The organism is Ancylomarina sp. YFZ004, assembly GCF_054254355.1.
The window spans coordinates 151,722-176,420 of the sequence record NZ_JBTCHQ010000006.1 but is presented as its reverse complement, the minus strand read 5'-3'; the positions used below and the strand labels follow the sequence as shown (position 1 = coordinate 176,420).

Here is a 24,699-nt window from a genome sequence, read left to right as displayed (position 1 = left end):
CTGAAAAAACAAAACAATTCTAAACCTGAAGAAACACCCAAAATGAAGCAACTAACAATTTATTCATCCTTGTTAGCAGTTCTTCTATTGCTGCAAGCGTCCATTACTTTCGCACAAGTCAGCGAAAGCTGGACACAATTCAGAGGTCCTTCCCGCTCAGGTATCTCTATGGAAAACATTACAGACAGCCAGGCAGGCGATCCGTCACCAGAACTTATTTGGAAAAGAGATATTGGCTGTGCTTTTTCCGAAATCACTCTATCGGAAGATAAACTCTACACCCTACTCAGCGAGAAAACTGATAGTATTTCAGGCTTGGAGTTTATGGCTGCCTTCGATGCCAAAACAGGTGAGGAAATCTGGCGAAACAAAATTGATTCTATCTATATCGATAAGGATGGCTTTGGTGATGGACCAAGATCTACACCGCTTATTAGTAAGAACGCAATTTTCAGCTTTAGTAGCTATGGTAAGCTAACAGCACATTCTAAAACAGATGGGAAACAGTTGTGGCAAGTCGACTTCATTAAAGAGTTTGGCAGCACACTACCTCGCTGGGGCTTCTCTTCATCTCCTGTTTTAGTTGACGGCGTGCTTATTATGGAAGCTGGTGGTACAGAATCGAGAGCTTTTGTGGCATTCGATCCAAACACAGGCAAATTGCTTTGGGCTAAGGGCAAAGGCAATGCCTCTTATTGCTCTCCTCTTGTGGCTGAAATAGATGGTCAAACACAAATCATTTTCGCCAATCAGAAAACCTTATCATCCTACAACAGCAAAGGTGAAATGCTTTGGACTTATGCCATGAAAATGAGTGGCCCTACAGCTATGCCGACATTAGTTGACTCCAACAAGATATTTATTTGTACGGTTCGCAGCTCTGGTTTCGAAATTGTAGAAGTTAAAAACGATTCCGTAACTGAGGTGCTACAAGCTCCTACCATGAAAAACGACTACAGCTCAACACTCTATTACAAGGGTCATCTTTATGGTTTCAATGTGGCTGCTCTACAATGCATCTCTGCTGAAACTGGCGAAAAAAAATGGACAAAAAGAGGCTTTGGAAAAGGGAGTCTGATTCTAGTTGGAGACAAACTTCTTGTACTGTCAGACAAAGGCCTGTTGATTCAGGTTAAAGCCGATCCGACAGCCTACACAGAACAAAGACGCTTTCAGGCCATTAAAGGAAAATCGTGGACAGCCCCTTCCTTTGTGAATGGAAAAATCTACCTGAGAAACCAAACTGAAATGGCTTGTTACAAGTTCTATTAATTGAATAAGTTTTTATTACGATTTAAATATTCAAACAATGAATAAAAAAATATATCAACTCGTCATAATCTGTCTTTCTCTTTGTTTACCGAGCCTGCTTATGGCAGAAAATGTGGAGACAATCATCGCCAAACATATAGAGGCACATGGCGGACTTGAAAAGTGGAACAAGCTTGAAACAATGAAAATTACGGGTCAGTTTACAGCCTTTAGCATCGAAAAGGAATTTATGGCCTTCAAAACACGTTCCGGTGAATATTACGCCGATTTGCAATTGGGGAAACACCCCGTAATTGAAGCCTTCGATGGTAAAAAAGGTTGGACAATTGATCCTTGGCAAGAGATTAATTATGCTCGAAGAATCAACAAAGCTGAAGAGAATGTTTTTGCTCAGAAAGCTGAATTTACCACGCCTTTTTTCAATTACAAAGAAAAAGGTCATCAGGTGGAATTTGTAGGCAAAGAAAAACTTGAAGGTCTTGATGTTTTTGTTCTGAAGCTGACACGCTCGAATGGGAAAGTTGAGAAATGGTATTTGGATGCAAACACTTATCTGGAATACAAGTGCGAATCGAATTGGGTCGATTTTGCAACCGAAGTTCCTTGTGAAACTTTCTTCGATGATTTCAGGACTGTTGAAGGTCTCGTTTTCCCATTTTTTGTAGAGCGTACTTTTTGGCAACGAGATAGAATTATTCAGGTTGAAAACATAGAAATTAATCCTGCTTTTGATACCAAATCATTAGAAATGCCTAAGCGTGATGAAATCAAGAAACTTACCTTTTTAAAAGGAAACTGGGATGTTAAAATGGAAGTCTGGACCCGCAGAGGAACCTGGCATCCTATTGGACAAACGGTTTCAAACATTGACTTTCCGGCTACTAATATTCTGCAGGAAAAAATAAAGATTGAACGTACATTCCCTATGGATGTGACACTATCTTACACGTTTAATAAAACCAATGGAAAATATCGCATCTCTCTTTTAGATGATTTTACATCCAGCTTTGAAGTTTTCGAAGGTGATTTCTCTGATCAGGATTTTGTTTTTGATAATTCAGTAGAAAAAAAAGAGACTTTGACTCAATTCTCAATTAGTGATAGAACAGATGACGGTTTTATTCTGATGAAAAAGACATCCCGTGATCAGGGAAAGACCTGGCAACAAAGTGATAAGCTCACTTATACACAATGTAAAAAGTAGTCTGATATTAAAAAGATAAGCCATCTCAATTTTATTTGGGATGGCATTTTTTATAATTAAGAATTTCATATTTGATAATACACCCCTCTCCCCTGAAAGGGAGAATCTCTTTTTTTGGAACTTTAGAAGAAATACGGACATTGAGCGGAGTCGAAATGGGGTATTTTCAAATCATCAAACTATCCTTCCTTAAACTCTCCACTTTTCCTTCAACTCTGCTCAAGAAGCAGGAGGATAGATAATGTTATTTGACCTTTGGGCACAGATCACTTCGACTTGGCTCAGTAACCTTATTCTTTATCCTTCATTGATTCAACCTACTCCCTTAACACTCTCGACCTTAACGCCTTATTCTTTCAGACCTTAAAAATCGAAGCTGTATGATAAAAGTAGGTTTCCAAACACCGCACTCGTTTCATTCTCGTAGCCCAATCTGAATCCCAAATTCAAAGGAATAGGCAAACGCAAGACATGCATATCGGCGGTAAACTCAAGCCCTACTGAAGTGATTCTATTATCGAATTGAATTAAGCTTTCATCACTCACAAACTCGCCTTTCTCCATTCCATAATCAAAAAAGGCGCCCATTTTAACACGCTTGATATAAGCCAAACCACCCAAATTCCAATCAGGATAAGCGATAGGCAGGCGGTAATCTAAACTCAAGGTCGAGCAATCTAATCCAAATAAATTAGAAACCCCTCGTGGTGATTTAATGCTATTGCCGAAGATGGTATTCAATTCAGAACGATTCTGATAAGCCACATAAACACTTAGGCTATGATGCTTAGCAATGCCTGGAAAATAGAACTGTCCTATTCCCGACCAAACGTTTCCTGCATTGGACGCTTTAGATGGACTATTACGGTAATCGAATTGCAGAACTTGAGCCCAAGGCGATCGAAGATCTCGCTGAGAAGCTTTTATTGAATGTGAAAAAAATAGTTGGTATTCCAATTCTTCGAAGGTTCGATTTGCAATATTCAGATTATATGACTGAGGATTGAATTCAGGGCTCGTAATTCGAGTTTGGTAATCTGTAAGCTTCAAGATATTGTATGAAAATTTAGGTCTTAAAAAGGTAGCGTGCTTACCTGATGACAAATTAAAGGGTAAAGTCACCGAATTTTCCCACTCCAGTTGTTTCCATTCTGTAATAAGGGGTAAAACATTTTCTTCTTCCGTATTGATATTTTCGCGTTTCCCAAAATAAGCAAATGAGGCTTTACCATATTCTAATTTCGAATTGAAGATAGGAAAGAAGCGCTGGTAGGATAAATTCAAATAGAACTGCCCATTATCAAAGCCTTCCTCCTTTTTATAGCCTACGGTCGTAAAAAAGGTATTCAGTAGATTCTGACTTGATGCTGAAATACCAATATCCATAGTTCCCTCGTCCGGAGAAACAAATAAGGGTGCCCATGAATGAAAATTAAAGGTATGTGCCAATCGTGAATAAGGTTCAACTTGCCACTGATCTAGCATAGTCGTATCAGGCTGTAGCTTTTCACCCAACTGATCAGATAATTGCTCAGCCAAAGTGAATTCAGCCTGCTTCCCTTCTTTCTCTTTCCACATACAGCTATTTAAATCGAGCTTTACAGGTTTATAACCATCTGAGGAATAGTCAGAATAATACAAATTGTTTTCAGATTGATGATAATAAGGATCTCTGGCTCCAAAACGTGAAGATGTCAATTGTGAAATCTGTTCACTCTCCCAGTCATAAGCAAAGACATTATCAATCCCCGTGTGTGATGAAGTAAAGAATACATGCTTATCACTAACTTTAGGTTGAGAAATATTTGTTTTACCTGCTTGATACAAGTCCCTTCTTTTTTCTGTTGCAAGATCGATCTCAACTAGTTTTTTTTCACCCTTAGCTTGTACGATCAACACAAGCGTCTGATCATTCTTTGCCCATTGTGGTGTCATGAAAAACTCATGTTCTTTCGCAGCAATTCTATGGATATGCTTACCGGTATCTTCATCAATAATCAGAAGGGCACTCTCCCCTTTTGAATCCACTTCAACAGTCAGTATTTTTTTCCCATCAGTAGAAAAAACAGGTGCAAAACAATTGTTCTTTAGCTTGTATTTTCTTTTGGTTCCTGATTGAAGGTTATATGTTACCAATACAGCCTTATTAGCGTGTTGCCAACGAATGTGTGCCTGAGATTCTGACCACAACAACTTATTGTTCTTATAATCAAAGCCTGTTCTGTAGTCAAAACCGGGAACAAAGATCTCTTTTTCTTCACCATTGGCATCAAGTTTTACAAAGCTCAAAGCATCCGCCAAGCCCCTTTTCATAAGCAATAAATCAGCGTGATTATCAAGATGAGGGAAACGATAATTTGTAAAGACAGCTTTCTTATCAATCAGAGATTCTGTCTGAGTTTTTTGATTCTTAGAATCCTGAACCTGCCATTCCCATTTCAATTCTGACATGACGTCGGCATAAAGCATTAGTTTGCCATCCTTATGCGTATTCAATTCTTTGACCTCACTCCAATCAAGATTTTCAACTTTATAGTCAGCCTTCAAATAAGCGTCCTGTTTTTTCTTCATTTCCTGAAAGAAAGCCTCCCTTTTATTCATCATTCCCAGTTTGATACCAGACGAAAAGCAATTGATTTTCATAGGTACTTCGCCAATCTTTTCCAGAGTCATATTCCATAAATCATCTCCATAGTGGACACGAGATTTTCCAACCAAATAGTAGCCTAAGGTGTATCTATTGGGAACAAAATCCTTATATGACCCTAGGGCAGCTTTATCGTAAGTATAAGCACCCTTTTCAAGCAGTTGAGCTCTCAATTCCTGTTCAAACTCAGCACTTCGACCTCTTCCCGATTCACTCAAAGCCGTTTCTGCACAAACTGCATCGCCCTCCATAAACCAGGGCGGCAAATACAAACCAAGAACCAAAGCTGTTCCCTGCTGGCCTAAAAAGGCATTCATCACGCGAGTAAAACCCCGTTCAAGTTTATCGATTTGGATGATATGACGGTATTCGTGCGTTGCCAAATGATCGAGCCAAGACTGCGTATCATCATTTTGAGGAGGTGTTGCATAAAGTTCCATGCGTTTAGGTGCCCAGGCCACCAAACCATTGGAAGTTGCAGATTGGGTATGAAGGATCACAGAAAATTTCTTAGGCGTATGATTTAAATCCTTTCCTCCTTTTTGTTTCAGATCCTGAAATAAAGCAGCTAAATACCTGGCCTTAACTTCATATCCTGCTGGAAAGACAATACGAAAATCAGCCGTATTAATCTGTTTCCACTTGGTACTTGCAGGATCTTGTCCGGTACTAAAATACTGAGCAAAAGAGGCTGATGCTAGTAACATCAGCAATATATATGAGAAAATACGTTTCATATCCAATCGATAAGATTTATTAAGAAGCATAAGATACTTGCTTTTCTTTAAATGACAATACGCTCCTTATCAGACATTGGCTCTTCAGCTTGGGAATTTCAACAATTAATAAAATTAACATTTCATTAAAAATTTACACATGCTTGCATACATGACTATCAAACTGTTAACAACTCCAAGATGTCCATTGTTAACAGCATTGTTAATAATTATATTGCGATTTAAGTCAAAATTAATAATTTAAAACAAAAAAAAAGAGAGCTTCTAAGACTCTCTTTTTTTCCTGATATATGAGAATACTAATCTTCTATTTAAGCTCATATAATTGGCTTTGAAGCTCAACTTTCCTATCTACTATTCTACCTTTCTCTATTTGTTTCACACCCTCAAAACCACGTTTAAAAGTTTGTTGACTAGCAACAACCTAAACAAAGTTTCATAAACTGTAGCAATACCTATATATCAACGCATTAACGTTAGGGATAAATGTTAAACACACATAACATAACAACATTGCTCACGCACTGCTCACGTTGTAAAATTAAAAAACACCCCATTTAGAGGTGTTTTTCCGAGAATATTAAAAAAAACAATCTTATAATCCTATTAATTTATTCTACAATTCCTCCATTCTCTGTTTAATTCTATCTTTTTCTTGTTCTGCTACAGTTGTAACACAGATTCAAAAGTTTATTAAAGCATTCTAGATTTCTATCACATACATCAACATTCTGGTCAAACTTGTAAGACAATGTGTTTTATGACTATTTATGAAAGCTGCTTTTTACGCTATTTATATATGCCGAATTACTTATCTTCTAGAAATGCTTTTAAATTTTCATTGTTTTCTATCCTTTCAGGTACTTTCTATTGATTCCTTAAAATAGCCAATTTTATTCCTTTTTCTTAATTGATTTAAATAATTATATAAAATACAACATGGTGTTTTATATTTATTTAGTTAAATTTGAAATAAAATGAATATGGAAGTAGAATACCTTTTAAGCGAAGATGATTTATACATCTATCGAGATGAAATCGGACAAGTAATAAGACAACATATGCAATATGTATATGGTGAACTCCTAAGCAACAAACTTAGATATAGAGATAGAAAAGAAATAAGGGTATGGAGAGGTTATATTATTGATAATACAAATATGTTTGCAGCATGCATTCTCAAACTCAAAAAAATGATTGAGAAATATCCTTTAATTAAAGAAGATTTACAAGACAGAATAGAACAAGTACGAGAATACATGCAAGATGAAAATAAAGCAGTAGAAGACATTGATAAATGTTGGTTTATTTAATTTTTTTTCAAATACCACTACAATTTCATATAACTAAAAAACAACTAACCTCAGCTTTTGCTGGGGTTTTGTATGTTATAAAGGAATGGTATCACACAGGTAGTTAATCTAACCATTCCAACGTGCTAGTTTGCGGGCAAGTATAGACAAGCTTTGCAATTATAGTGCAAGATGAGTGCATAAACTTTAAATTTTATCATTTACAATAAGATATTACCCTCCCCATTTTTAAGAATTCTACATTCAGTAGCAAATTGTTACAACACCTATCAAAACTTACCACATTTATATTAATTCTTGTTAAACCAACAACTTGACAAACTTGACAGTCTATATATCATATTTTAATAATTATATTTATCACCTCTAAACAATAAACTATAATTATGAAAAAACTGGTTTACCTATTACTATTTTCAATTTCACTTTTTAGTTGTAGTAAAAGTTCGAATAATGAACCGAAAGATGAACAACTCTTTGATGTGAGTTTTAATGTTTCAGCATTCAAACAGGATATCACTAATATGAAGAGTTTAGAACCTCTGAGTGAAGCTATTGAAATTTTGACATATTTTGTATTCAATGAAAATGATGAATTCTTATATTATAAAGAATTTCACTATTCGAATGAGAATTTTGGAAATATAAACGACAAGTTACCAGAAGGGACTTATAATATCATCTTTTTCGGTCATAATGGGTATTATATAAATGAAGATGATGATGATTTTTTCCAAGGTGATGACGAAAACCAACCAACTATAATATATGAAGATGGTTATTCTTTCAAAGATTCATTTCATAAAAAGATAACTATTAATATACCAGATGATAACATTGACATGTCAGTTTCTTTAGATAGGGTTGTTGGTAAGCTTGAAGTAGTTTTCACAGATAATATGCCTAGCGAAATAAAAAATTTGGAATATACACTTACAGGAACATATTTTGGGCTTGACCTTTATGATACTTCACCATTCCATCAAGAATCTAAGGTTGTTACTGAATATATTGGCGATGATGATAAAGGTAAGCCTAATTATAAGCTAGAACTTTATTCGTTTGTTGAAAGTTCAAATGCAATTAATTGTTCAATTACCATCAAGTGTTTTGATATAGACAATAATGTAATCGCAAGCAAGAACATTACTAATATTGATATTTTTCGAAATAAAATCACACGCTTAAGTGGAGAAATGTTTTCATCAACAAAGGATAATGAAAATAATTTCACTTTGACTGTAGATACAGATTGGTCAGAAATTATCGAGAAAGGATTCGAAAATGGTGAAGGTGGTAAAGACGAAACAGCACCTACTGTTACTTTTACTAGCCCAAGTACAAATGCTGCTTCACCTACTACGATTACAGCTGGTCAAACTATCACCTTTAGTGGTACGGTAAGTGATAATCAAACAATGAAATTAATTGCATTCAGTAATCTTGTACAGAAAACAAAGTCGGTAAGTGAATTTCTCCAAGATTTTAATGAAAAGCTAAATGCCAAGAAACCTAATTCTGCATCTGTTTTAGATAAGTCAGAATTAAATGTAGATTTCTCTATTGAAACTTTAGCAGGCTCACCTGCTGGTGAATACACTTTAACTTGCACTGTTATTGATAATTCAGATAATCCTACAACAAAGACATTTTATATCAAGGTTGAGTAGAACTAAAATACAATACTAACAATAACCATTCAAGCTTATCAATCACCTACCAAAAACATAACAACAAAGCCACTCAATATGAGTGGCTTTTATTATATTTTGAAATCACCCATACTTTCATCGAGGTTTTCTAATTGGGTAAATATTTAGAAACTTCTGACCAGAACTCTTGGAGTGACTTTTAATTTGGGTGTGGACTAGCTCATGAACAATGCAATCAAGAAATGTAAGAACGTATACGAGAACCTCTTATATGTTTTATTAAATTAACTAATAATCGCTCCTTCGTATTATCCGCCAAATTTTCCGTAAATCCTCTAATAAGACCAATAAACTCTTCCAAACCATCAATCTTATAATCAAACTCAACTGGATAATAAGCGAATCGAAGCCTTGCGATATCATCAAACATCAATATTTTAACACCATCAATTTCTCCATATTTAAATTTGCAATTCTTTTTTTCTTCTTCTACAGAATATTCTGGCTTCAACAAAATATCTAAGTGTTTTGTTTTAGATGAGACTTTCTCATAAATCAAATCTACAAGATAAAACTCCCCATTTTCTATAACCATATTAAAATTTAAACATTTACTATTAATATCAAAACCACCTTTTACCGTATGCCGAAATCGAACTTTAGCATCATTATAATCATCAACTTCCCTACCTAAACAATCAAACAAACCATCTAATTTTGAAATATAGTCAGTTATTGAATACCCTTTTAGCGAACAAGGTTCATTAGCTTTTACTTCTTTCCATTTCTTATCAATTTCTTTTTGTAATTGACCCTCATTTACTCTATCTACTTTAATCTTCATAATTTTCTTATTTTATTTATTTAAACATTTACCTACTTATATGATTTTAAAAGTGAAAAGTTTATTTTAAATTTCAGTTTTATATGAAAAAAGAGTAATTGGAATACCAATCACTCTCTAAAACAATCAAATACACTATTATTTATTTTTGAAATTCTCAAATTTTATTATCATATCTGTACAAGATGTTTCGTCACCACCCATATAAGGTATCAGCTCATCTTCAGACACACTTGTCTTTAATATTTCCAAATCGAGATTAAAGATGCATAACAACCAATCGAAATGAATTATGATGAATTCTATTTTTCCCCACAAAAATAAAAATCTAGCATCTTCAGAAAATTCTTCAACTATGGACATTGTATCATGATATTCCACATCACCAACAATAGCCTTAAAAAGAGTGTAAAGTGAATATTTAGTAACACCTAGATTCCTCAGCCTCCTTTGTATGAGTGATAAATAATCAATGGCAAAAAACTCTATAATTTGAAGCAAACTTATTGCTGTATCTTCATCATCACACTTTCCTCCCAGCCTCATAATGATATTTTCTAAATCAAGGAACATCTCTGTCCTCAACACCTCAACTATCTCATCTCGTGTCACATTCTCCAATATCCTCCTGTCAAATATTTTCTCAAGTATTGGAGTTCCCAATGTTTTATCTCCTGTTTCTATACTAAAACCAATCAAATCTTTATTCATAATATCTTTTCTCTTATATATAAATCTTACAAGTACCCATACTCGATTTTTAATAAAAAAACACGAAAAACCCACACTTTTAGTAGTGTGGGTTTTGTTCTAAATTATTATTCATTGGGAAGAATTATTTATACTTTATATTTCATTTATCACTTTAGATATTGAAGTATTTATTAAGCTTATATCTTCTCTCATCATACTTCTCTTTTATTCGCATCTTTAATGTTGCATTATCATTTTTTACAATTATTGGACTAAACTTGAAAATATCATAAAGCTGACTATCTGAGATATTAAAACAATAACCTTGGGATGATAAAATCTTAAATACATGATTAGTTGTATTTATACAGCATTGTTTCATATTAGAATCCCAATCTCTATCCATATTATCATCTAGTAAATAATTATTCAAATCAGCTAAAACATCCTTCAACAAGATGTCTATTGTAACTGTTTTCTTACTAATTGACCTACGACCATGACAACCATATTTACTCTCATATAACCTTCGCTCAATAGCTAAATCTGGTTTTAAAATGTAATTAACTTGGTATTCCTCCTCCTCATTTTTATCGTAATTTAAGTCTAATAAATTTTCATATTTCATTTCATTTATGTTGTTTTTTTATTCTAACGTGTACACTTCGTCTATATATTCTAAAGTAAAATAGAGGAAGTGTACATGTTAGATTTTAATTAAGTCTTTCAGAAAGATTAATTAATTCACTTACTCGAGTACTCACACCACAAACACTTTTTCGACACTTTTTAATATATCTTGGCATTTTAGACAAATACAAATCAACACTTCTACGCTCAACAGTCAACTCATAATCTTTAACCCCTAGATTCAGCTCTATCAACATTTTATTATTACTCTTTAAATATGACATAACTTCATCTGCATCAACACAGGCAAATACGCTCTTTTTATTTCTATGCTTGATGAATAGTTTATTCTGAATTACCATATTAATAAACTTCTCTTGCCTATTATACAACTCCAAGTCAAGCCCAGCCAGCTCAGTTCTATTAACACATGAGCCTATGTTTTGATATGATAAATTTTTAGTGATAAGCTTATATGCTGAATTTGTTGATGTAGCTTTATCCACGTCACCACCTAACTCGATTAACTCATTGTAACGCTTACATAGTAATACAAATTGACTATAATTATCTTCAATTACTTTAAAATCTTCATCACTTATACAATGTGGGTTAGATGAATGGTCTTCATTATTAAATAATGATGAAACTTCTTCATCAATATCAAATTGATTACGCTTTGTAAATTCTTTTTGCACACTATACATACTAGTAATTACGTCCCTATTAGCAATAAATATATTCTCTATTCGTTCGTCTTTGACAAATTTATCATGTTCTTCATCTTCTTTGATAAAACTCTTAAATAGCGTGAAGTAATATCCTAAAGAATAGTCAAATACATCGCTACAATTCATATAATATTGCTGAAAATATTTATTATAAGCATCAAGTTTAAACTTGTCATAATTAACAACGTAATCTCCACCATTATACTTTAATAGATATTCGTGTTTCATATAACTTCTATTGCTATTTGCCTTATGGTGTTTATTAACCCTAACACATAAGTTTTCAGCTTTATTCAATCTATCATCCTCAATGAGGTTCTGCAAACAATCATATTGTAATTCTCTATCTGATAAGCCATTTCTACCACGAGCAATAAGATAAATATTCAAACCTTTTACTTTTCTAAACCTGCATGATAGTTGATATAATTCAGAAGGTGACAAGGACTTGTCTTCCATAATTATCAAATCGTCCCATTTTTCATTATTAAAGTTTAGACCCTCTGATACATACCTAGTAACTAGATAATGGTTATCTTTCAAATATTGATTACGTAACACCTCTTTAGTTTCCTTCTTATTTTTAACTTGTCTGTTTAAATAAGAAAAATTAATATGAGGAAATGAAGCTGCAAAATTCTTACTTCTGCTCACATCATTCAGGAATATCATCTGCTTTCTATCTTTGTTAATCAACTCTTTTAGTGCTGCGGTTTGACTTTTGCGAATTATTATATTTAAGGTTTGTTTAACCTTATCCTCCTTTATCATATTAAGATAGTAATAGTCATGTTCTCCAATTAAGTAGGCTTCAGGTGTAGCACTTGTAAAGATTGTTTTAACACCTCTGAGTCTATTACTTATAATAGTATCAGAATAAAAAACCAAATTTTGAATCTCATCAATAATGACCAGCTCTACATCAGCACCATATCGCAACTTTGGGGTGCTTGATAATATTAGGACTTTATCATCTTTATTAAAGTTCTCTTTCTTATAAGTTTTACTATCATAATTAGAGACTATTTTAATGTCTTTAAATTCTTCAAGTTCTTCGATAATATATTTTTGCTGTTCTAATAAAGAATTCTTTGGTATCACAAAAGCAATTCTACTCAACCCATCCTTGAATTTATATGAGATGTATTTCTGGATTAAAGTTGTTTTTCCACTACCTGCATCACTTTTAAATACTACATTATCATGTTTATCAAATATGGTAAAAAGCTCTTCTTGTTGTTCTTCTTTACCAACAAACTCGTTATATTCAATTATTTCATCATATTCATTTTTGAAAAAATCACATTCAACTGTATCTATATCCACAGTAGGAACATAGCCATAACACTTTGAAAAGATTTGATGAAGAGGAACTACATAGTTATACCTCGTTTTATTTACATATTCTTTAAAGTTATCTAGACTAGTCTTCTCTTTCTTTCTACTATTACCACAATAATATTTCTTAAAAAGCTTATAATAACTCTTTAAATACTCTCTATCGAGGTGTTGTAAAGAAGGATATAAGTCATAGAGATAGTGACCCATAACTTCTTTAATAGCTTTTTCAAACTGCATCCATTCATCACCTCTTTCATTATGAATTTCAGTAATGTGTTTAAAGAACGCTTCAGAATATTTATTATTTAATTTTAAAACATCTTTATCATCACTATTTAAATAAGTTTTATTGCTGTTTTTATTGATTTCATTAAATACCAATTTCTCATCAAACTCCCCTCTGAGAACCTTAGCCATACTGTTGATATAGAAATGCGTACCATTGCTACTAAAAGTACCTTGTGTCAGCTTATTCCCACAGCCATCTAAGTAATCAATAGACTTATTGTCATAGAATTTGAGACCATATTTTTGTAAATACGATAAAAGAACTTTGAAATTCTGTTGATGTATACCCTCTGCTAGTAATGTGTTCACATCATCACCATCTAAATAATCCACATAGGTTTGAGACACAACAGAGAATATAGCTTTTAGTCCTGTACCACTTTGAGAATAATCAAGGTACAGACAGCATTCATCAGATTTTAATTGTTCATACACTTGTTTTAAAGCGTCATCTAACGTCTTAGCATTAGTATCCTTAAGCAATTGATTTTGAACATCAACAGCTTCTTTTTTAACATCTAAATCGAACATTATCGAGTTAGGTAAATAGAAGTATTCTTTTGATTTCCCAAGAATTCCATCTAATGATTTAATAGGATTTATCACTATTAAATTTCTCGTATTCTTATTTTCTTCACTTATATCTGACTGAATAATATAGTCTTCTAACTCTTCTAGTTTGAGAGTTTTAGTACAACTTTTATCAGTACAGTTCTTGTAATAATAAAAGTCTTGGTCTGCTCTGAACTGTTGTGTGAACAGCTCATCATTAATAATTTTGTATTGCATTCATAATTGTTATTTTTTTAGGGCAGATTTGTGAGAGCTGCTATTTTTATATATTATAAAAGGAGCCTTTTGTTTACGTTTTCATTAATTATTCTTATTAGATTTTATCTATTCATTATTATTCTTAATAGATTCTAACAATGGTCGACCATATGGTAATAAAAAAAGGCAGCTTATAAGGCTGCCTTTTTATTCACAAATTTTCCTAAAAAAATAACAAAACCAATGTCTTGTTAATCGGTATAGCATGCTTGCATTTTCAAGCAACTTATCTAAAAATATTATATAAACTATCGAGTGTGGTTTTAGTACAGTTTCGATATACTATATATTAAAATCGGGGTGTGTAGTTTATGCAATTGGTAAGTTTTTTTTAATAAAATATCAGATATAATTGTCTATGAATAATCCTAACATGTACACTTCGTCTATATATTCTAAAGTAAAATAGAGGAAGTGTACACGTTAGAGTAAATGATGAACTTAAAGAAAACAAGAATCTTAATAATATAATATTTAGAGCTTTCAAACTTTTCAAAAACATGCCACATAATGATATATAGAATTAAAGTTTTTAAGTAATTCATATTTTTTAAAATTAAAAACTAATATTAAATTATTAAAATGACCTGCTTCTAGAAGGCAGGTCTAATATTTTAAAATCCTTAATTATTATTAGAAATATTAATAAACATTCCTAAATATCCAAAGTAGATTTTAATTGGGTTTCATTAGTTTCTAGGAGAATTAGCAAATTGTGTTTATCTGTGGTCAATAGTTATATTGAATCTACCAATAAACATTATAAGAACATTATCAAAGGATTTTCATGTTGATGAAATTAACCTGTCGACTATGATAAACGAATTGAATAACAATATTAAGTATTTATATTTCATTTAGTAAATTGAAACTTTACTTGTTCAGCAAACTCATTTATAGAGTTAGATATACGTTTGATATTTCTTCTTGACGAATACCTAGATAACGCCTTGTAATTGCTGTAGATGAATGATTTAGTATATCACTCAACAAAACCAAACTAGCTTCACTCTCATTGTTATTTTGATAGACACGTCTAGAGAACGTCTTCCTTAAAGATGTTGAACTTATATTAAGCTTTTTTGATTTGAATATTTGTTTTAGTAATACGTTTATACTTTGTAATTTAAAAACGCAGCCTTTTTGGGATACGAAAATATAGTTATCACTTTTGACCCCTCTATTATTAGTAATTTCTAATAATTTTGAATATGCTTTAGTTACATTTTCATTCAGGGTTATAATTCTTTTCTTGCCAGTTTTCTGCTCATTTAACACAAGCTCACCCATCTGAATAGCTGAGTGTTTAATCGATAATAAATCGCCACCTCTTAAACCAACGTTGATGGATGCTATAATGAAAAAAGCGATTACACATTTGTTACTATCTGGTGATAATAACTTCTTGCCAACATTTAGAGCTTGGTCGAATTCTAAATAATCTGATGTTATATTCATATCTAATTCCTTTTTGATTTAAATCAAACTTACACCAAATCATCTTCAATAACCAGGCTATCAGAACGTTAATGAAGATTATTTAAAAAGAAACATGATTAAACTAATCGTATAGTCCTCATATTTAGCACCATTCGTAATAAATCTTCAATAATGTTATTATTGAAGATTTTAGGTTTTATCCAATTCCGAAGAGTTAGATGAACTAATTAAGTATGAATAGAATATTTTAAATTATTAAACACACTAAAATTCGACTTAAACAGACATGAATAAATTTTACTTCACACATATTTTAATTTAGAATCACTAAAAGAAGTGTAATTATTATTTATGTTATTAATAATTTAACTTTTCTCTAAAAAATAACACTCAGATTTTAAACAGCTTAAGCTTCAAGCTTTATTTAGATTAGTTCTTAAGAAGCTAACTTGAATAACAATTTTTAAATTATTAAAAGCTTCACAAGACACTTACTTGCAATTCATTACAAATATCCTTTACTTTACATAGCAATTAACAAAAATTTCAAAATAAAATTAGATTAACATATTATGATACAAAAAGGTTTCTTGAAATTAATAACAAGAACTTATTTCGATGCTGGGAAAATAAGTTTTGAGGAATTCAACAAAAACATTGCTGATAAAGTTAAGAAAACAGACCCATTTTGGAATCAAAGAGATATTTTTGATGATTCGCAGGTACATATCTTTATCCATGAAATTATTACAACAACCAATTTCACATTAAAAGATATTAACAATGATGCTTATTTATATGGAACAAAAGTGGTTAAAGAGAAAATTGAATGTCTCCATAATAATTATGAATATAAATATCTATTAAAACACTTAGAACCATGTGATAGAAGAAAAAATAAACTATTAAATAATTTACCTGAATTAGAATCAGAAAAATAACTTAGATATGATAGAAACAATAATTGGGTCTCTATGATTGAAGCAGATAAAGAGATTCCAAATACTACGAAAAATTGAATATTACGATTAACTTATTGCAAAAATCAATCACTAACAATCTCCTCTAGCATTCTCCTCTAGCATTCTCTCATAAATGAAAAAACCTATCAAAATAATTTTGATGGGTTTTTTTTGTACATAATTGTGGGTCGGTTATAACATATAGACACCCACTTTTACATTATTGACATCCCTCCCATCCTCAATTCCAATAGATAAATCACTCAAACAGTATTCTCACTTAATATTTTGTGAAAAAAGTCAATCTTCAGCTTCCAGAAGTAATTTATCAATCTTACTTTTAAGTCAAATTAATAACCATAACTTAATATATGAAGAGATTTAATTTATCTGGGCTAATTGCTTTGGGTGGTGCAAAAGGTATTGGAAAAACTCGATTCTTATTAAAACTAGCTAATAGTATAGCGAACAATGAGAAGGTACTTTTCCTAAGCTGGCAAGATTGTGAAGAAAACTTATCAAACATCCTTCACTCCATAGATGGAAGTATCCATCCCAATTTCGATATCAATACCTCTTTAAATTATTTAAACGTTGGTACTTTCTTAGAAATATTAAAAATCATCCAAAAGGGTAAATACACTACTATTTTCGTTGATGATATTGAAAATTTCACTCAAAATGATTATCAGGATTTCTTTTGTGATGAAAAAGACAATGCAATAGAAGCCCTTAAGTATATCGCTAATTTAATCAACACAACAATTGTTTTTGCCACAACCATTGGTTCTGAAGAAGATATTAGCATCTCGAAATTCAATTGGTCAAGAAGAATTATAAATGATTGTGACCAAATCATAGCAATTTCAAGACCTAGTCACTTTGGTTACATTGAAGATGCTGAAGGTGTATCTCTTTTGGATAACATTGAAATATCATTTCTAAAGAATAATTTACAATCATTTACTCTAAACAATAAAGAACTTAACATTTACAATAATGAAAGAAACTCTATTTAAAAAGCTATTAGACTCATTAAAAAAGGAACATACTACTGTCAAAGAAGAATATAAATACATCGGCACTGGGAATCCTTTATCTGAAATTCTAATCATTGGAAAAGAAGCAGGATTATCAATAGAAGCAGACCAATACAGATATGAAATTGTTGAAAATTTCAATTTCTGGAATAACAATGACAATTATGATGCAGAACAAATTGAAGAAAGAAGTAATTACTATAGTCCACTATATCCTTATAAAGGACAAATCTTGAGAAAGGATGATAGACAAGGGAATTGGGGAACTAGCACTACTTGGATGAATTATCAGAAGCTGTATAATTATATTTTTGACACAGAAGAAAACAATAAGATTAACTTTCACGAACAGACATTTATTACTGAAGTAAACTCTACTCCCAGTAAGAAAACGATAGATGCTAATACAAGCTCAATCGAATTCAGAAAGAAACATCTCTTAGCATCTAAGTATATTAAAAACTACCCAGTAGTTATTATATCTGGTGTAGGATATTTCAATGCTAAAAAAGAGGAAAATGAAATTGAAAAAATATTTGAGGTTACATTTAGTGAAAAAAGGTTTGCAGGAAACAAGAAGAGTCAACCGTATTGGATACATTGGAACGATGATAAAACAAAGCTTGTTATTAACACATATCAATTGAGTATTAGCATAGCAGATGATTTATTAAGAGAAGTTGCTGAAGTAATTAGACATAGTAAACTAATAAATAATCTACCCATAACTACATCCCAATATTAAATCATTATTCTATAGAATAGCTGGAGAATAAGTTAATTTCAAATTAAGTAGATAAATGAAAAATCTAAAAATTGATAACATACTACTTGCTTATAATTCAATCGAAATCAATAAGGATGATACTTATTTAAAGACTTATAATGACTTCATTGAATTTTTCGCTAGTAAACCTACAATTACAAAAAATGATTTTGTAATCGGTTCTCATTTAGTATATGGTTGGATGCCAACAATCATTAGCTTCAATTTCGATAACATCGAAAATAATGTGAAATATTTAAATGATGTAAAAAATGGTAAACTATTATCCGAGTCTGAATTAGAGTCACTTAAAAAAGCAGTAAATAACTCCATTGTTGGAGTTTCAAAATTATTACATTTTATCTCTCCTGAAAATTATGCAATCTGGGATAGTAGAATACATCGGTTTGTAACTGGTAAAAAATCAAGCTATGGTGTCAACACTATAAGCTCATTTATGAAATATCAAGCTGGTCTTCGTGAGTTGGCAAAACATCCTATTACAATCACACTCCAGTCTAACATTCAAAAAATTATCGGTTATAACATCTCAAAACTTAGAACCCTTGAAATGGTTATGTTTGAATTCGATAAAAATGGTGGTTCGTAAACTATAGTAAATGTTATTATTGATTTACTTAAATCTTATGAGGAAACAACAACCAAATCACATGACAATATGAATTTCAATGATATTAAAGGATTAGAAGAACATGGTTTTAGAGGTTTTAAGACAATAGAAGAATTGTGGGACAATAGAAGTTCAATCCCGAAAGAAAAAGGTGTATATCTTGTTATTGACCCAAATTATAAAAACACCGAATATATACCTACAGGCGTTGGAGGATTTTTTAAAGGTAAAAATCCAAACGTATCAATAAGCGAACTTAAGTGCAATTTCGTACCTAATTCATTAGTAGTTTACATTGGGAAAGCTGGGAGTCTAACAGGGAAAGCAACATTAAATTCAAGGCTTGGGCAGTATTTAAGATTTGGTCAAACAAAAAATGTTGGTCATTGGGGTGGAAGATACATCTGGCAAATTAAAAATCATTCAGACCTAATTTTTTGTTGGAAAACTATACCTACCGAAGAACCCCGAGAAATTGAAAAACTATTACTAGAGCAATATGCTACATCTTTTAATAAAAGACCATTTGCCAATCTAACAGGATGAGACAATAGCATTAGTTCATATTAACTTCAATAGTTGAACTATATTCAAGTTTAGGCATAGATTAAATCATAAGTGCCTAATAATCACCAATAAAAAAAGTTCAACTCTTATACAAAGTTGAACTTTTTCATCATTAGGATTCTATTTCCTTTAAAATGTAAATTGAATTTCAACTCATACTTGATTTAAAACTATTTATTCTTTCTATATCCTCTTCTGTAAATTTAGTCCATAGTCCAGCATTTTTAGAATATTTCTCATCCTCAATAGTTTGTCCGTATCTATCCTCCATAAAAGCAATCAAATCAAATACTGAACTACAATCATTTAATGAATTATCTGTAACAGCTAAATTATCATACTCCATGAATAGACTTTGGGGATATTTCCGATACATTGATTCTGATTCTACATCCATAACACCAACAACAAATTCGCCAATATTACCACATTTCATTATCGTTGCTCTGCTTTCATTTTTCATATTAGCAAGCTCTGCTATTAATTGTGATACCACTATTTTATTTCCTTCTAATAATTTTATCACACCAATTATGAAAGGTATTGTCAAACCATTATGGATGTAGTTCATTTTTTCAAAAAACTGAATCAAACTACTCCAATTATATGTAATCTTTTTATTCATCTCTATTATTTACCTCAAGTGGTTATTTATATAAAACCTTAATATTTTAAAACGTCTCCTACCAATACACCAGCCATAAAATTAGCACTTCCTTCCAAATATTTCAATTATGGATTTGACTGGCTAGATTCTACTCTTTTAGTTATATAATTTGTTTGTTTTCTATATGAAAAAACAAATAATACCAATAATACCACTATTAAAAAAGTTGAACCATAATCTCTAAAAAAAGACATGCTAGACAAAAAAGACTCGTACACCTTTACCAACATTAACAGAAGAAGTAATGAGCTTAGTGTTCTGTACATATTATTTATCTCTGAAAATAAATCAATCTTCGAATCAACCTTTGACGCAGAAACAAATTTATTGTAGCTAGAAAATTTCAGGAACTTAATCCATTTTAGAAATGGTTCAATAAACAAGGAACCTATTCTACTAATAATAAGACCAATAAAATAATATAGAAACGAGCCTGTTATTACGTCCTTTTGAATTAAATCATATTCACTTACTTTGCTTAATATTACTACAAAAACGACTCCTGGGAATAAGTAATTAAAAATATTATATGATGATAACTTATCTAATAGTTCTTTCATTCTAGCGGTGATTAATTAAAAAACAAAAGGTAAATATTTTTCTTTAGATAATATGGAAATAAAAGTTGGTATTGGATATCTATCATTCAAAGGTTTTAGTTCTTCAACAGCAGCCATATCAACACCACTTAAAGAATCAAGCCCCATTGGATGAGTATGCCATTCACCAATATAGCCTATCATCCCTCCCGTCAATTCTTTGATGTGTTTAACTTGTTCGGGCAAATTATGAATCCCTCTAAAAAAATAAACAGAAGAATGTTTACTATCAGGTGGTGCCATTATTGTATCAAAAACATGTATTGTCTTTGTTTTATAGTTACAAATTCCAATAAAAATCCCACCAGTTTCGTTCCGTTTAAATCTTTTTGCTTCTAATTTCATTCTAACCAAAACAGAACCTATGATTCGAATTTCCCAGCCTGAATTGTTACAACATTTATAAACATCTAATGGGGGAAGTAAGATATTATCCGAATTAATATCAATACCGTTCTCTGATATATAAGATGTATTTATAAATCCATTTTCTTTGATTTTTTTTCGTTCAAATTCATGATTCAATATTTTTGAAAAGATAGATGCATGGAACGACATTGAATCATTTGCCATTATAACAGTAGGAGAATTACATCCAATCCCAATATCAACAATATCATAATCATTTCCTTCTTTTTTCTTATTTTCCTCTATCAGCCATTCTGATATAATGTCACTTTTTATACCTATAAAATATACATAGTTGACTAAATCATCTAACCTAGGATTCTGATTATGCCCTTCAATATACAGAAAGCCTAATTTTCCTTTGTAGGCAACCTCTGCCCTAGCTCTATTAGGAATACTATCAAGTTCACTGTTTACAAGCCAATTCTGTACATTTAAAGATGCACTTGTATCAATCAGCCATTTATATCCTTCTAGAAGATGTTTATCGTAGTTGAAGATACTACCTTCATGAAATTCAAGTGAACCACCACCTAGGAAAGCTTTTATTTTTTCAATAACTGCTTTAGCTTTATTCTGACCTGAGCTTTCCATGAACAAATCATGTCTAACTACATTATGAGGACTAAAACTATCATTATCTATAGCTTTTAAGTTAAAATTCCCACTTCTGGCATAATGAAACAATAGTTTTGAACCTAAAGCACCAGCACCAATAAAAACAGTTTTCTCCTGATTATTACTTACACTTAATTTTTGAGCTAAATTGCTACTTATTGGTTCACGATGAGATTGAAAGAATACTTTAGTTTCAGCTATAATTGAATTTTCAACAATTGATTCTTTGGTTACATTTATTATAAAATGAAAAAACTCAATATCAGATTCAAAACCAATCAATTTTCTTGGTCTTTTTAATCCAATCACAATCGGAATGTATGATGTTAGATTATTTAGAAATAGATTGCTTTTAATATATTCATTAAGAGGTTCTTTAATAGAAATTGAATATTGCTCTGCAAATTCCTCTAGTTCTCCATAAGTTTTAGGTAATGAAGTTGAGTAAGTACCGATTGGTTCCATAATATTGCTCCAAACTAGTAACCCAAATAGAGGTAAATCAATATCATTATTCTTGACCTTAATAGCTTCTAAGTTAATTCTCTTAATTAAATCATAAAATCCAGTTAAGTTAGCTGAATTAATATCGAAGTCAATTTGCTCAAAAGAAGGGTTTCCTGCATTTTTCAATTTTGTTGATAAAAGCAAATAACAGAATGGATATTCCTTCAAATGTCTGTTATTATTGAAAATATGGTGATATAATTTTAAATGTTTATAAATAGAATAACCACAATACCCCTCTAATCTAACAGGTTCAAATTCATCTGCATCTTCCGATAGTAGCCCATTGGCTGCCTTTGAAAGCCACTGTTTCGCTACAAATATTAAATCACTAATTCTTCTATTTGCAAACCATTCATCTAAATTCTCTCTTACTAAGCATAAAGTTGGAGGTTCACCAATTGTTACAGCATATAAATGAGATAAATTTTCAGCGGGGAAATCCTTTCTATCAGATTTAATCCTTGGAGAAGTTGTAGGGTAATTTCGGATATTAAAGGATATTAATATTTGCTCGAAATTCCTGACATCAATATTTTCATGTGTTCCCTTTGATGGTATATTGACCTCAATCTTTACGGGAATTACAATATTAAAATCATTAAAACTTAAAATTTCAAGTTCCTCAACACCTAACATTTGCTCAATTTCACGAATTGCTTCCTGTATAGCATGAGGTAGTTCCTCTGAATATTTTTTTAATTCTGTACTATATAGCATCGTTTCCATTTTTCACAACTGTACTAGCTGCGCCTACAGCCCCACCTGACGTAATTGCAACTTTTGCCTTTTCTGTTGATTTAGTCACACCATTGTTAGTAACAATAAATTCAATAGGTTCAGGGGATTTTTCTTTAGGTATAACAGCTAATTCGAAAAAGTCATCTTTTGAACTTAAAGCCTTTATATATTCATCCTTAGCTGGTTTATGAGGTGGGTTTGGTTTTTCTTTTACAATCTTTTTACTTGAACTAATTATCTTCCCATTAAGTTCTTTATAATCATTTATCAGTTTTAGAGAGTAATCTTTGGGGGTTTGGTTCTCCTTTATATCATAGGATACATTATTAAAGAATGTCCAAGAACAATGGTGAGGAGCAAGAAATAAATCCCATTTTAAATATTTCTCATTATCATTGTTTTCAGAAATTTCAATAATCTTTTGCCATATATAGTGGTCAGAATCTCCTCCAAAAAGGGCATAAGTAAGATGGTCGGCATCTGTGTCTTTGTCTTTGAATCGTGCCTGAACTACAATACTTGATGAGTTTCTATCAGCAGTTGCTCTACTCTTTATTAAATCTTTCTTAAAAGGAGCATGAATAAAAAATGAAAAATTGGTATACGTTTTATCATTTATAGTATTGATTTCATCTCCTGGAACATAAGTAGTTACGTTCTCAAGCTTTTTATCTTCATCATATCCGATTAATCTCAATCTATTTCCTCTATTATCTTTCTCTGAACCAGTTAACCTCTTCCTCCTATTTACTTCGTTCCTAATTGCATTTGCATCATTTGATTGTTCTGTAGTAAATAACATTGAGGTTACCCAAATTTCATCAACTATTATCTCTTCATTCTTTCGATTGGTTTCAGAATATTTTGTTGGGTCGCCTGTATAAAAATTCTTCTTAAACCCACGACAATGGTCTTCGTCTGGATGAGAAAGAACAAATAGGTCTAAATAAGGATTATTGTTTCTTTTTTGGATGCTTTTAACTAAGTCTTCTTTTACATTGTAAATATCATTGTCGTTTATATCCTTGTCACCTTCACGAATATTACAATCTATCAATATAGTAGTATTATCTTTTACTGTAATTAAAGACATATCCCCGTTATTAACAGGGTAATATTTAATCTTATTATTTGCCATAATATTTTGATTTAAATTAATAATTACATCAGCAAAATTGATTTACAATCACTTATATGAACCTGCAAAATAGTTTACAACAACAAGTTTGTGACTACTCATCTAATATCATTATAAGAACATTGCATTCAAGGCTTATAAAGAAAACAACATCACCTAATCAATATATCGTAATTATAATGAATCATAAATTTACAATTAAGAACAATATTACTATGCAATCATAATAAAAATACAAGAACCACTTGGAATATAGAACTAATCTAAACAAGGTGTAAAGTATAATCCTTGTAGACAAATAAAACCTTGTCCTAGGAATATATTCTCAAGCAGAATTAAATTGTAGATAATTATTACAAAATAATTGGTGAAACTAAAATCTTCTATACTTACTCCATTGATGTATTGTATAAAAAAGCCTCACCAAAAAAT

Annotated in this window: 18 protein-coding genes; 9 read left to right on the top strand and 9 right to left on the bottom strand. The window is 31.3% G+C overall.

Annotation, left to right across the window (positions count from 1 at the left end; genetic code table 11):
• The first annotated feature begins 42 nt into the window (after window positions 1-42).
• Both ACXR6G_RS11580 and ACXR6G_RS11575 read left to right on the top strand, forming a co-directional pair.
• Window positions 43-1,272, top strand: coding sequence for an outer membrane protein assembly factor BamB family protein (locus ACXR6G_RS11580; protein WP_458361592.1), 1,230 nt, complete (start codon window positions 43-45; stop codon window positions 1,270-1,272).
• A 37-nt stretch (window positions 1,273-1,309) separates the two neighbouring features.
• Window positions 1,310-2,476 carry a hypothetical protein gene (locus ACXR6G_RS11575; RefSeq protein WP_458361591.1) on the top strand — a complete coding sequence of 389 codons (1,167 nt, stop codon included), beginning with the start codon at window positions 1,310-1,312 and terminating at the stop codon, window positions 2,474-2,476.
• Between the two features lie 363 nt (window positions 2,477-2,839).
• On the opposite strand, the gene ACXR6G_RS11570 is transcribed toward ACXR6G_RS11575, so the two are convergent.
• The gene (locus ACXR6G_RS11570; RefSeq protein ID WP_458361590.1) at window positions 2,840-5,890 is read right to left on the bottom strand and encodes a hypothetical protein; all 3,051 of its coding nucleotides are present in this window, start codon (window positions 5,888-5,890) and stop codon (window positions 2,840-2,842) included.
• Window positions 5,891-6,843: 953 nt separating this feature from the next.
• On the opposite strand from ACXR6G_RS11570, the gene ACXR6G_RS11565 reads away from it, so the two are divergent.
• Both ACXR6G_RS11565 and ACXR6G_RS11560 read left to right on the top strand, forming a co-directional pair.
• The gene (locus ACXR6G_RS11565) at window positions 6,844-7,173 is read left to right on the top strand and encodes a hypothetical protein (RefSeq protein ID WP_458361589.1); all 330 of its coding nucleotides are present in this window, start codon (window positions 6,844-6,846) and stop codon (window positions 7,171-7,173) included.
• Window positions 7,174-7,559: 386 nt separating this feature from the next.
• Window positions 7,560-8,843: a hypothetical protein gene (locus tag ACXR6G_RS11560; RefSeq protein ID WP_458361588.1), complete on the top strand. Its 1,284-nt coding sequence runs from the start codon at window positions 7,560-7,562 to the stop codon at window positions 8,841-8,843.
• A gap of 217 nt (window positions 8,844-9,060) precedes the next feature.
• Here the strand turns inward: ACXR6G_RS11560 and ACXR6G_RS11555 are convergent, their stop codons facing one another.
• The 5 genes from ACXR6G_RS11555 to ACXR6G_RS11535 all read right to left on the bottom strand — a co-directional run bounded on the left by ACXR6G_RS11555 (window position 9,061) and on the right by ACXR6G_RS11535 (window position 15,641).
• Complete coding sequence (locus ACXR6G_RS11555; protein WP_458361587.1) at window positions 9,061-9,669, bottom strand: hypothetical protein; 609 nt, start codon at window positions 9,667-9,669, stop codon at window positions 9,061-9,063.
• Between the two features lie 138 nt (window positions 9,670-9,807).
• Window positions 9,808-10,380 carry a hypothetical protein gene (locus ACXR6G_RS11550; protein WP_458361586.1) on the bottom strand — a complete coding sequence of 191 codons (573 nt, stop codon included), beginning with the start codon at window positions 10,378-10,380 and terminating at the stop codon, window positions 9,808-9,810.
• A 154-nt stretch (window positions 10,381-10,534) separates the two neighbouring features.
• Window positions 10,535-10,990 (bottom strand): hypothetical protein, encoded by a 456-nt coding sequence (locus tag ACXR6G_RS11545; protein WP_458361585.1) that lies wholly within the window; start codon window positions 10,988-10,990, stop codon window positions 10,535-10,537.
• An 85-nt stretch (window positions 10,991-11,075) separates the two neighbouring features.
• Window positions 11,076-14,141, bottom strand: coding sequence for a DEAD/DEAH box helicase (locus ACXR6G_RS11540; RefSeq protein ID WP_458361584.1), 3,066 nt, complete (start codon window positions 14,139-14,141; stop codon window positions 11,076-11,078).
• A 936-nt stretch (window positions 14,142-15,077) separates the two neighbouring features.
• Entirely contained in the window at window positions 15,078-15,641 is a 564-nt protein-coding gene (locus ACXR6G_RS11535) for a tyrosine-type recombinase/integrase (RefSeq protein WP_458361583.1), read from the bottom strand.
• A gap of 554 nt (window positions 15,642-16,195) precedes the next feature.
• Between ACXR6G_RS11535 and ACXR6G_RS11530 the strand changes: the two genes are divergently transcribed.
• The 5 genes from ACXR6G_RS11530 to ACXR6G_RS11510 all read left to right on the top strand — a co-directional run bounded on the left by ACXR6G_RS11530 (window position 16,196) and on the right by ACXR6G_RS11510 (window position 19,568).
• Entirely contained in the window at window positions 16,196-16,564 is a 369-nt protein-coding gene (locus tag ACXR6G_RS11530) for a hypothetical protein (RefSeq protein WP_458361582.1), read from the top strand.
• A 392-nt stretch (window positions 16,565-16,956) separates the two neighbouring features.
• Window positions 16,957-17,604 carry a hypothetical protein gene (locus ACXR6G_RS11525; protein WP_458361581.1) on the top strand — a complete coding sequence of 216 codons (648 nt, stop codon included), beginning with the start codon at window positions 16,957-16,959 and terminating at the stop codon, window positions 17,602-17,604.
• Window positions 17,585-18,370, top strand: coding sequence for a hypothetical protein (locus tag ACXR6G_RS11520; RefSeq protein ID WP_458361580.1), 786 nt, complete (start codon window positions 17,585-17,587; stop codon window positions 18,368-18,370). The genes ACXR6G_RS11525 and ACXR6G_RS11520 overlap by 20 nt, the downstream gene beginning before the upstream one ends.
• Window positions 18,371-18,425: 55 nt before the next feature.
• Entirely contained in the window at window positions 18,426-19,001 is a 576-nt protein-coding gene (locus ACXR6G_RS11515) for a hypothetical protein (protein ID WP_458361579.1), read from the top strand.
• 69 nt (window positions 19,002-19,070) lie between these two features.
• Entirely contained in the window at window positions 19,071-19,568 is a 498-nt protein-coding gene (locus ACXR6G_RS11510) for a hypothetical protein (protein WP_458361578.1), read from the top strand.
• A 169-nt stretch (window positions 19,569-19,737) separates the two neighbouring features.
• Here ACXR6G_RS11510 and ACXR6G_RS11505 read toward each other — a convergent pair whose 3' ends face one another.
• The 3 genes from ACXR6G_RS11505 to ACXR6G_RS11495 all read right to left on the bottom strand — a co-directional run bounded on the left by ACXR6G_RS11505 (window position 19,738) and on the right by ACXR6G_RS11495 (window position 24,267).
• Window positions 19,738-20,214 carry a hypothetical protein gene (locus ACXR6G_RS11505; RefSeq protein WP_458361577.1) on the bottom strand — a complete coding sequence of 159 codons (477 nt, stop codon included), beginning with the start codon at window positions 20,212-20,214 and terminating at the stop codon, window positions 19,738-19,740.
• A 617-nt stretch (window positions 20,215-20,831) separates the two neighbouring features.
• Window positions 20,832-23,108, bottom strand: a complete 2,277-nt coding sequence (locus tag ACXR6G_RS11500) for a ThiF family adenylyltransferase (RefSeq protein WP_458361576.1) — start codon at window positions 23,106-23,108, stop codon at window positions 20,832-20,834.
• Window positions 23,098-24,267 (bottom strand): hypothetical protein, encoded by a 1,170-nt coding sequence (locus tag ACXR6G_RS11495; protein ID WP_458361575.1) that lies wholly within the window; start codon window positions 24,265-24,267, stop codon window positions 23,098-23,100. Before ACXR6G_RS11495 ends, ACXR6G_RS11500 begins: the two co-directional genes overlap by 11 nt.
• Between the last annotated feature and the right edge of the window lie 432 nt (window positions 24,268-24,699).

What these genes read in the sequence shown, in the direction of transcription:
- ACXR6G_RS11530 (WP_458361582.1), top strand. Translation starts at nt 16,196, where the DNA reads ATGATACAAAAAGGTTTCTTGAAATTAATAACAAGAACTTATTTCGAT.
- ACXR6G_RS11500 (WP_458361576.1), bottom strand. Translation starts at nt 23,108, where the DNA reads ATGCTATATAGTACAGAATTAAAAAAATATTCAGAGGAACTACCTCAT.
- ACXR6G_RS11570 (WP_458361590.1), bottom strand. Translation starts at nt 5,890, where the DNA reads ATGCTTCTTAATAAATCTTATCGATTGGATATGAAACGTATTTTCTCA.
- ACXR6G_RS11535 (WP_458361583.1), bottom strand. Translation starts at nt 15,641, where the DNA reads ATGAATATAACATCAGATTATTTAGAATTCGACCAAGCTCTAAATGTT.
- ACXR6G_RS11545 (WP_458361585.1), bottom strand. Translation starts at nt 10,990, where the DNA reads ATGAAATATGAAAATTTATTAGACTTAAATTACGATAAAAATGAGGAG.
- ACXR6G_RS11580 (WP_458361592.1), top strand. Translation starts at nt 43, where the DNA reads ATGAAGCAACTAACAATTTATTCATCCTTGTTAGCAGTTCTTCTATTG.
- ACXR6G_RS11525 (WP_458361581.1), top strand. Translation starts at nt 16,957, where the DNA reads ATGAAGAGATTTAATTTATCTGGGCTAATTGCTTTGGGTGGTGCAAAA.
- ACXR6G_RS11515 (WP_458361579.1), top strand. Translation starts at nt 18,426, where the DNA reads ATGAAAAATCTAAAAATTGATAACATACTACTTGCTTATAATTCAATC.
- ACXR6G_RS11505 (WP_458361577.1), bottom strand. Translation starts at nt 20,214, where the DNA reads ATGAATAAAAAGATTACATATAATTGGAGTAGTTTGATTCAGTTTTTT.
- ACXR6G_RS11495 (WP_458361575.1), bottom strand. Translation starts at nt 24,267, where the DNA reads ATGGCAAATAATAAGATTAAATATTACCCTGTTAATAACGGGGATATG.
- ACXR6G_RS11540 (WP_458361584.1), bottom strand. Translation starts at nt 14,141, where the DNA reads ATGCAATACAAAATTATTAATGATGAGCTGTTCACACAACAGTTCAGA.
- ACXR6G_RS11575 (WP_458361591.1), top strand. Translation starts at nt 1,310, where the DNA reads ATGAATAAAAAAATATATCAACTCGTCATAATCTGTCTTTCTCTTTGT.
- ACXR6G_RS11510 (WP_458361578.1), top strand. Translation starts at nt 19,071, where the DNA reads ATGAATTTCAATGATATTAAAGGATTAGAAGAACATGGTTTTAGAGGT.
- ACXR6G_RS11565 (WP_458361589.1), top strand. Translation starts at nt 6,844, where the DNA reads ATGGAAGTAGAATACCTTTTAAGCGAAGATGATTTATACATCTATCGA.
- ACXR6G_RS11560 (WP_458361588.1), top strand. Translation starts at nt 7,560, where the DNA reads ATGAAAAAACTGGTTTACCTATTACTATTTTCAATTTCACTTTTTAGT.
- ACXR6G_RS11555 (WP_458361587.1), bottom strand. Translation starts at nt 9,669, where the DNA reads ATGAAGATTAAAGTAGATAGAGTAAATGAGGGTCAATTACAAAAAGAA.
- ACXR6G_RS11550 (WP_458361586.1), bottom strand. Translation starts at nt 10,380, where the DNA reads ATGAATAAAGATTTGATTGGTTTTAGTATAGAAACAGGAGATAAAACA.
- ACXR6G_RS11520 (WP_458361580.1), top strand. Translation starts at nt 17,585, where the DNA reads ATGAAAGAAACTCTATTTAAAAAGCTATTAGACTCATTAAAAAAGGAA.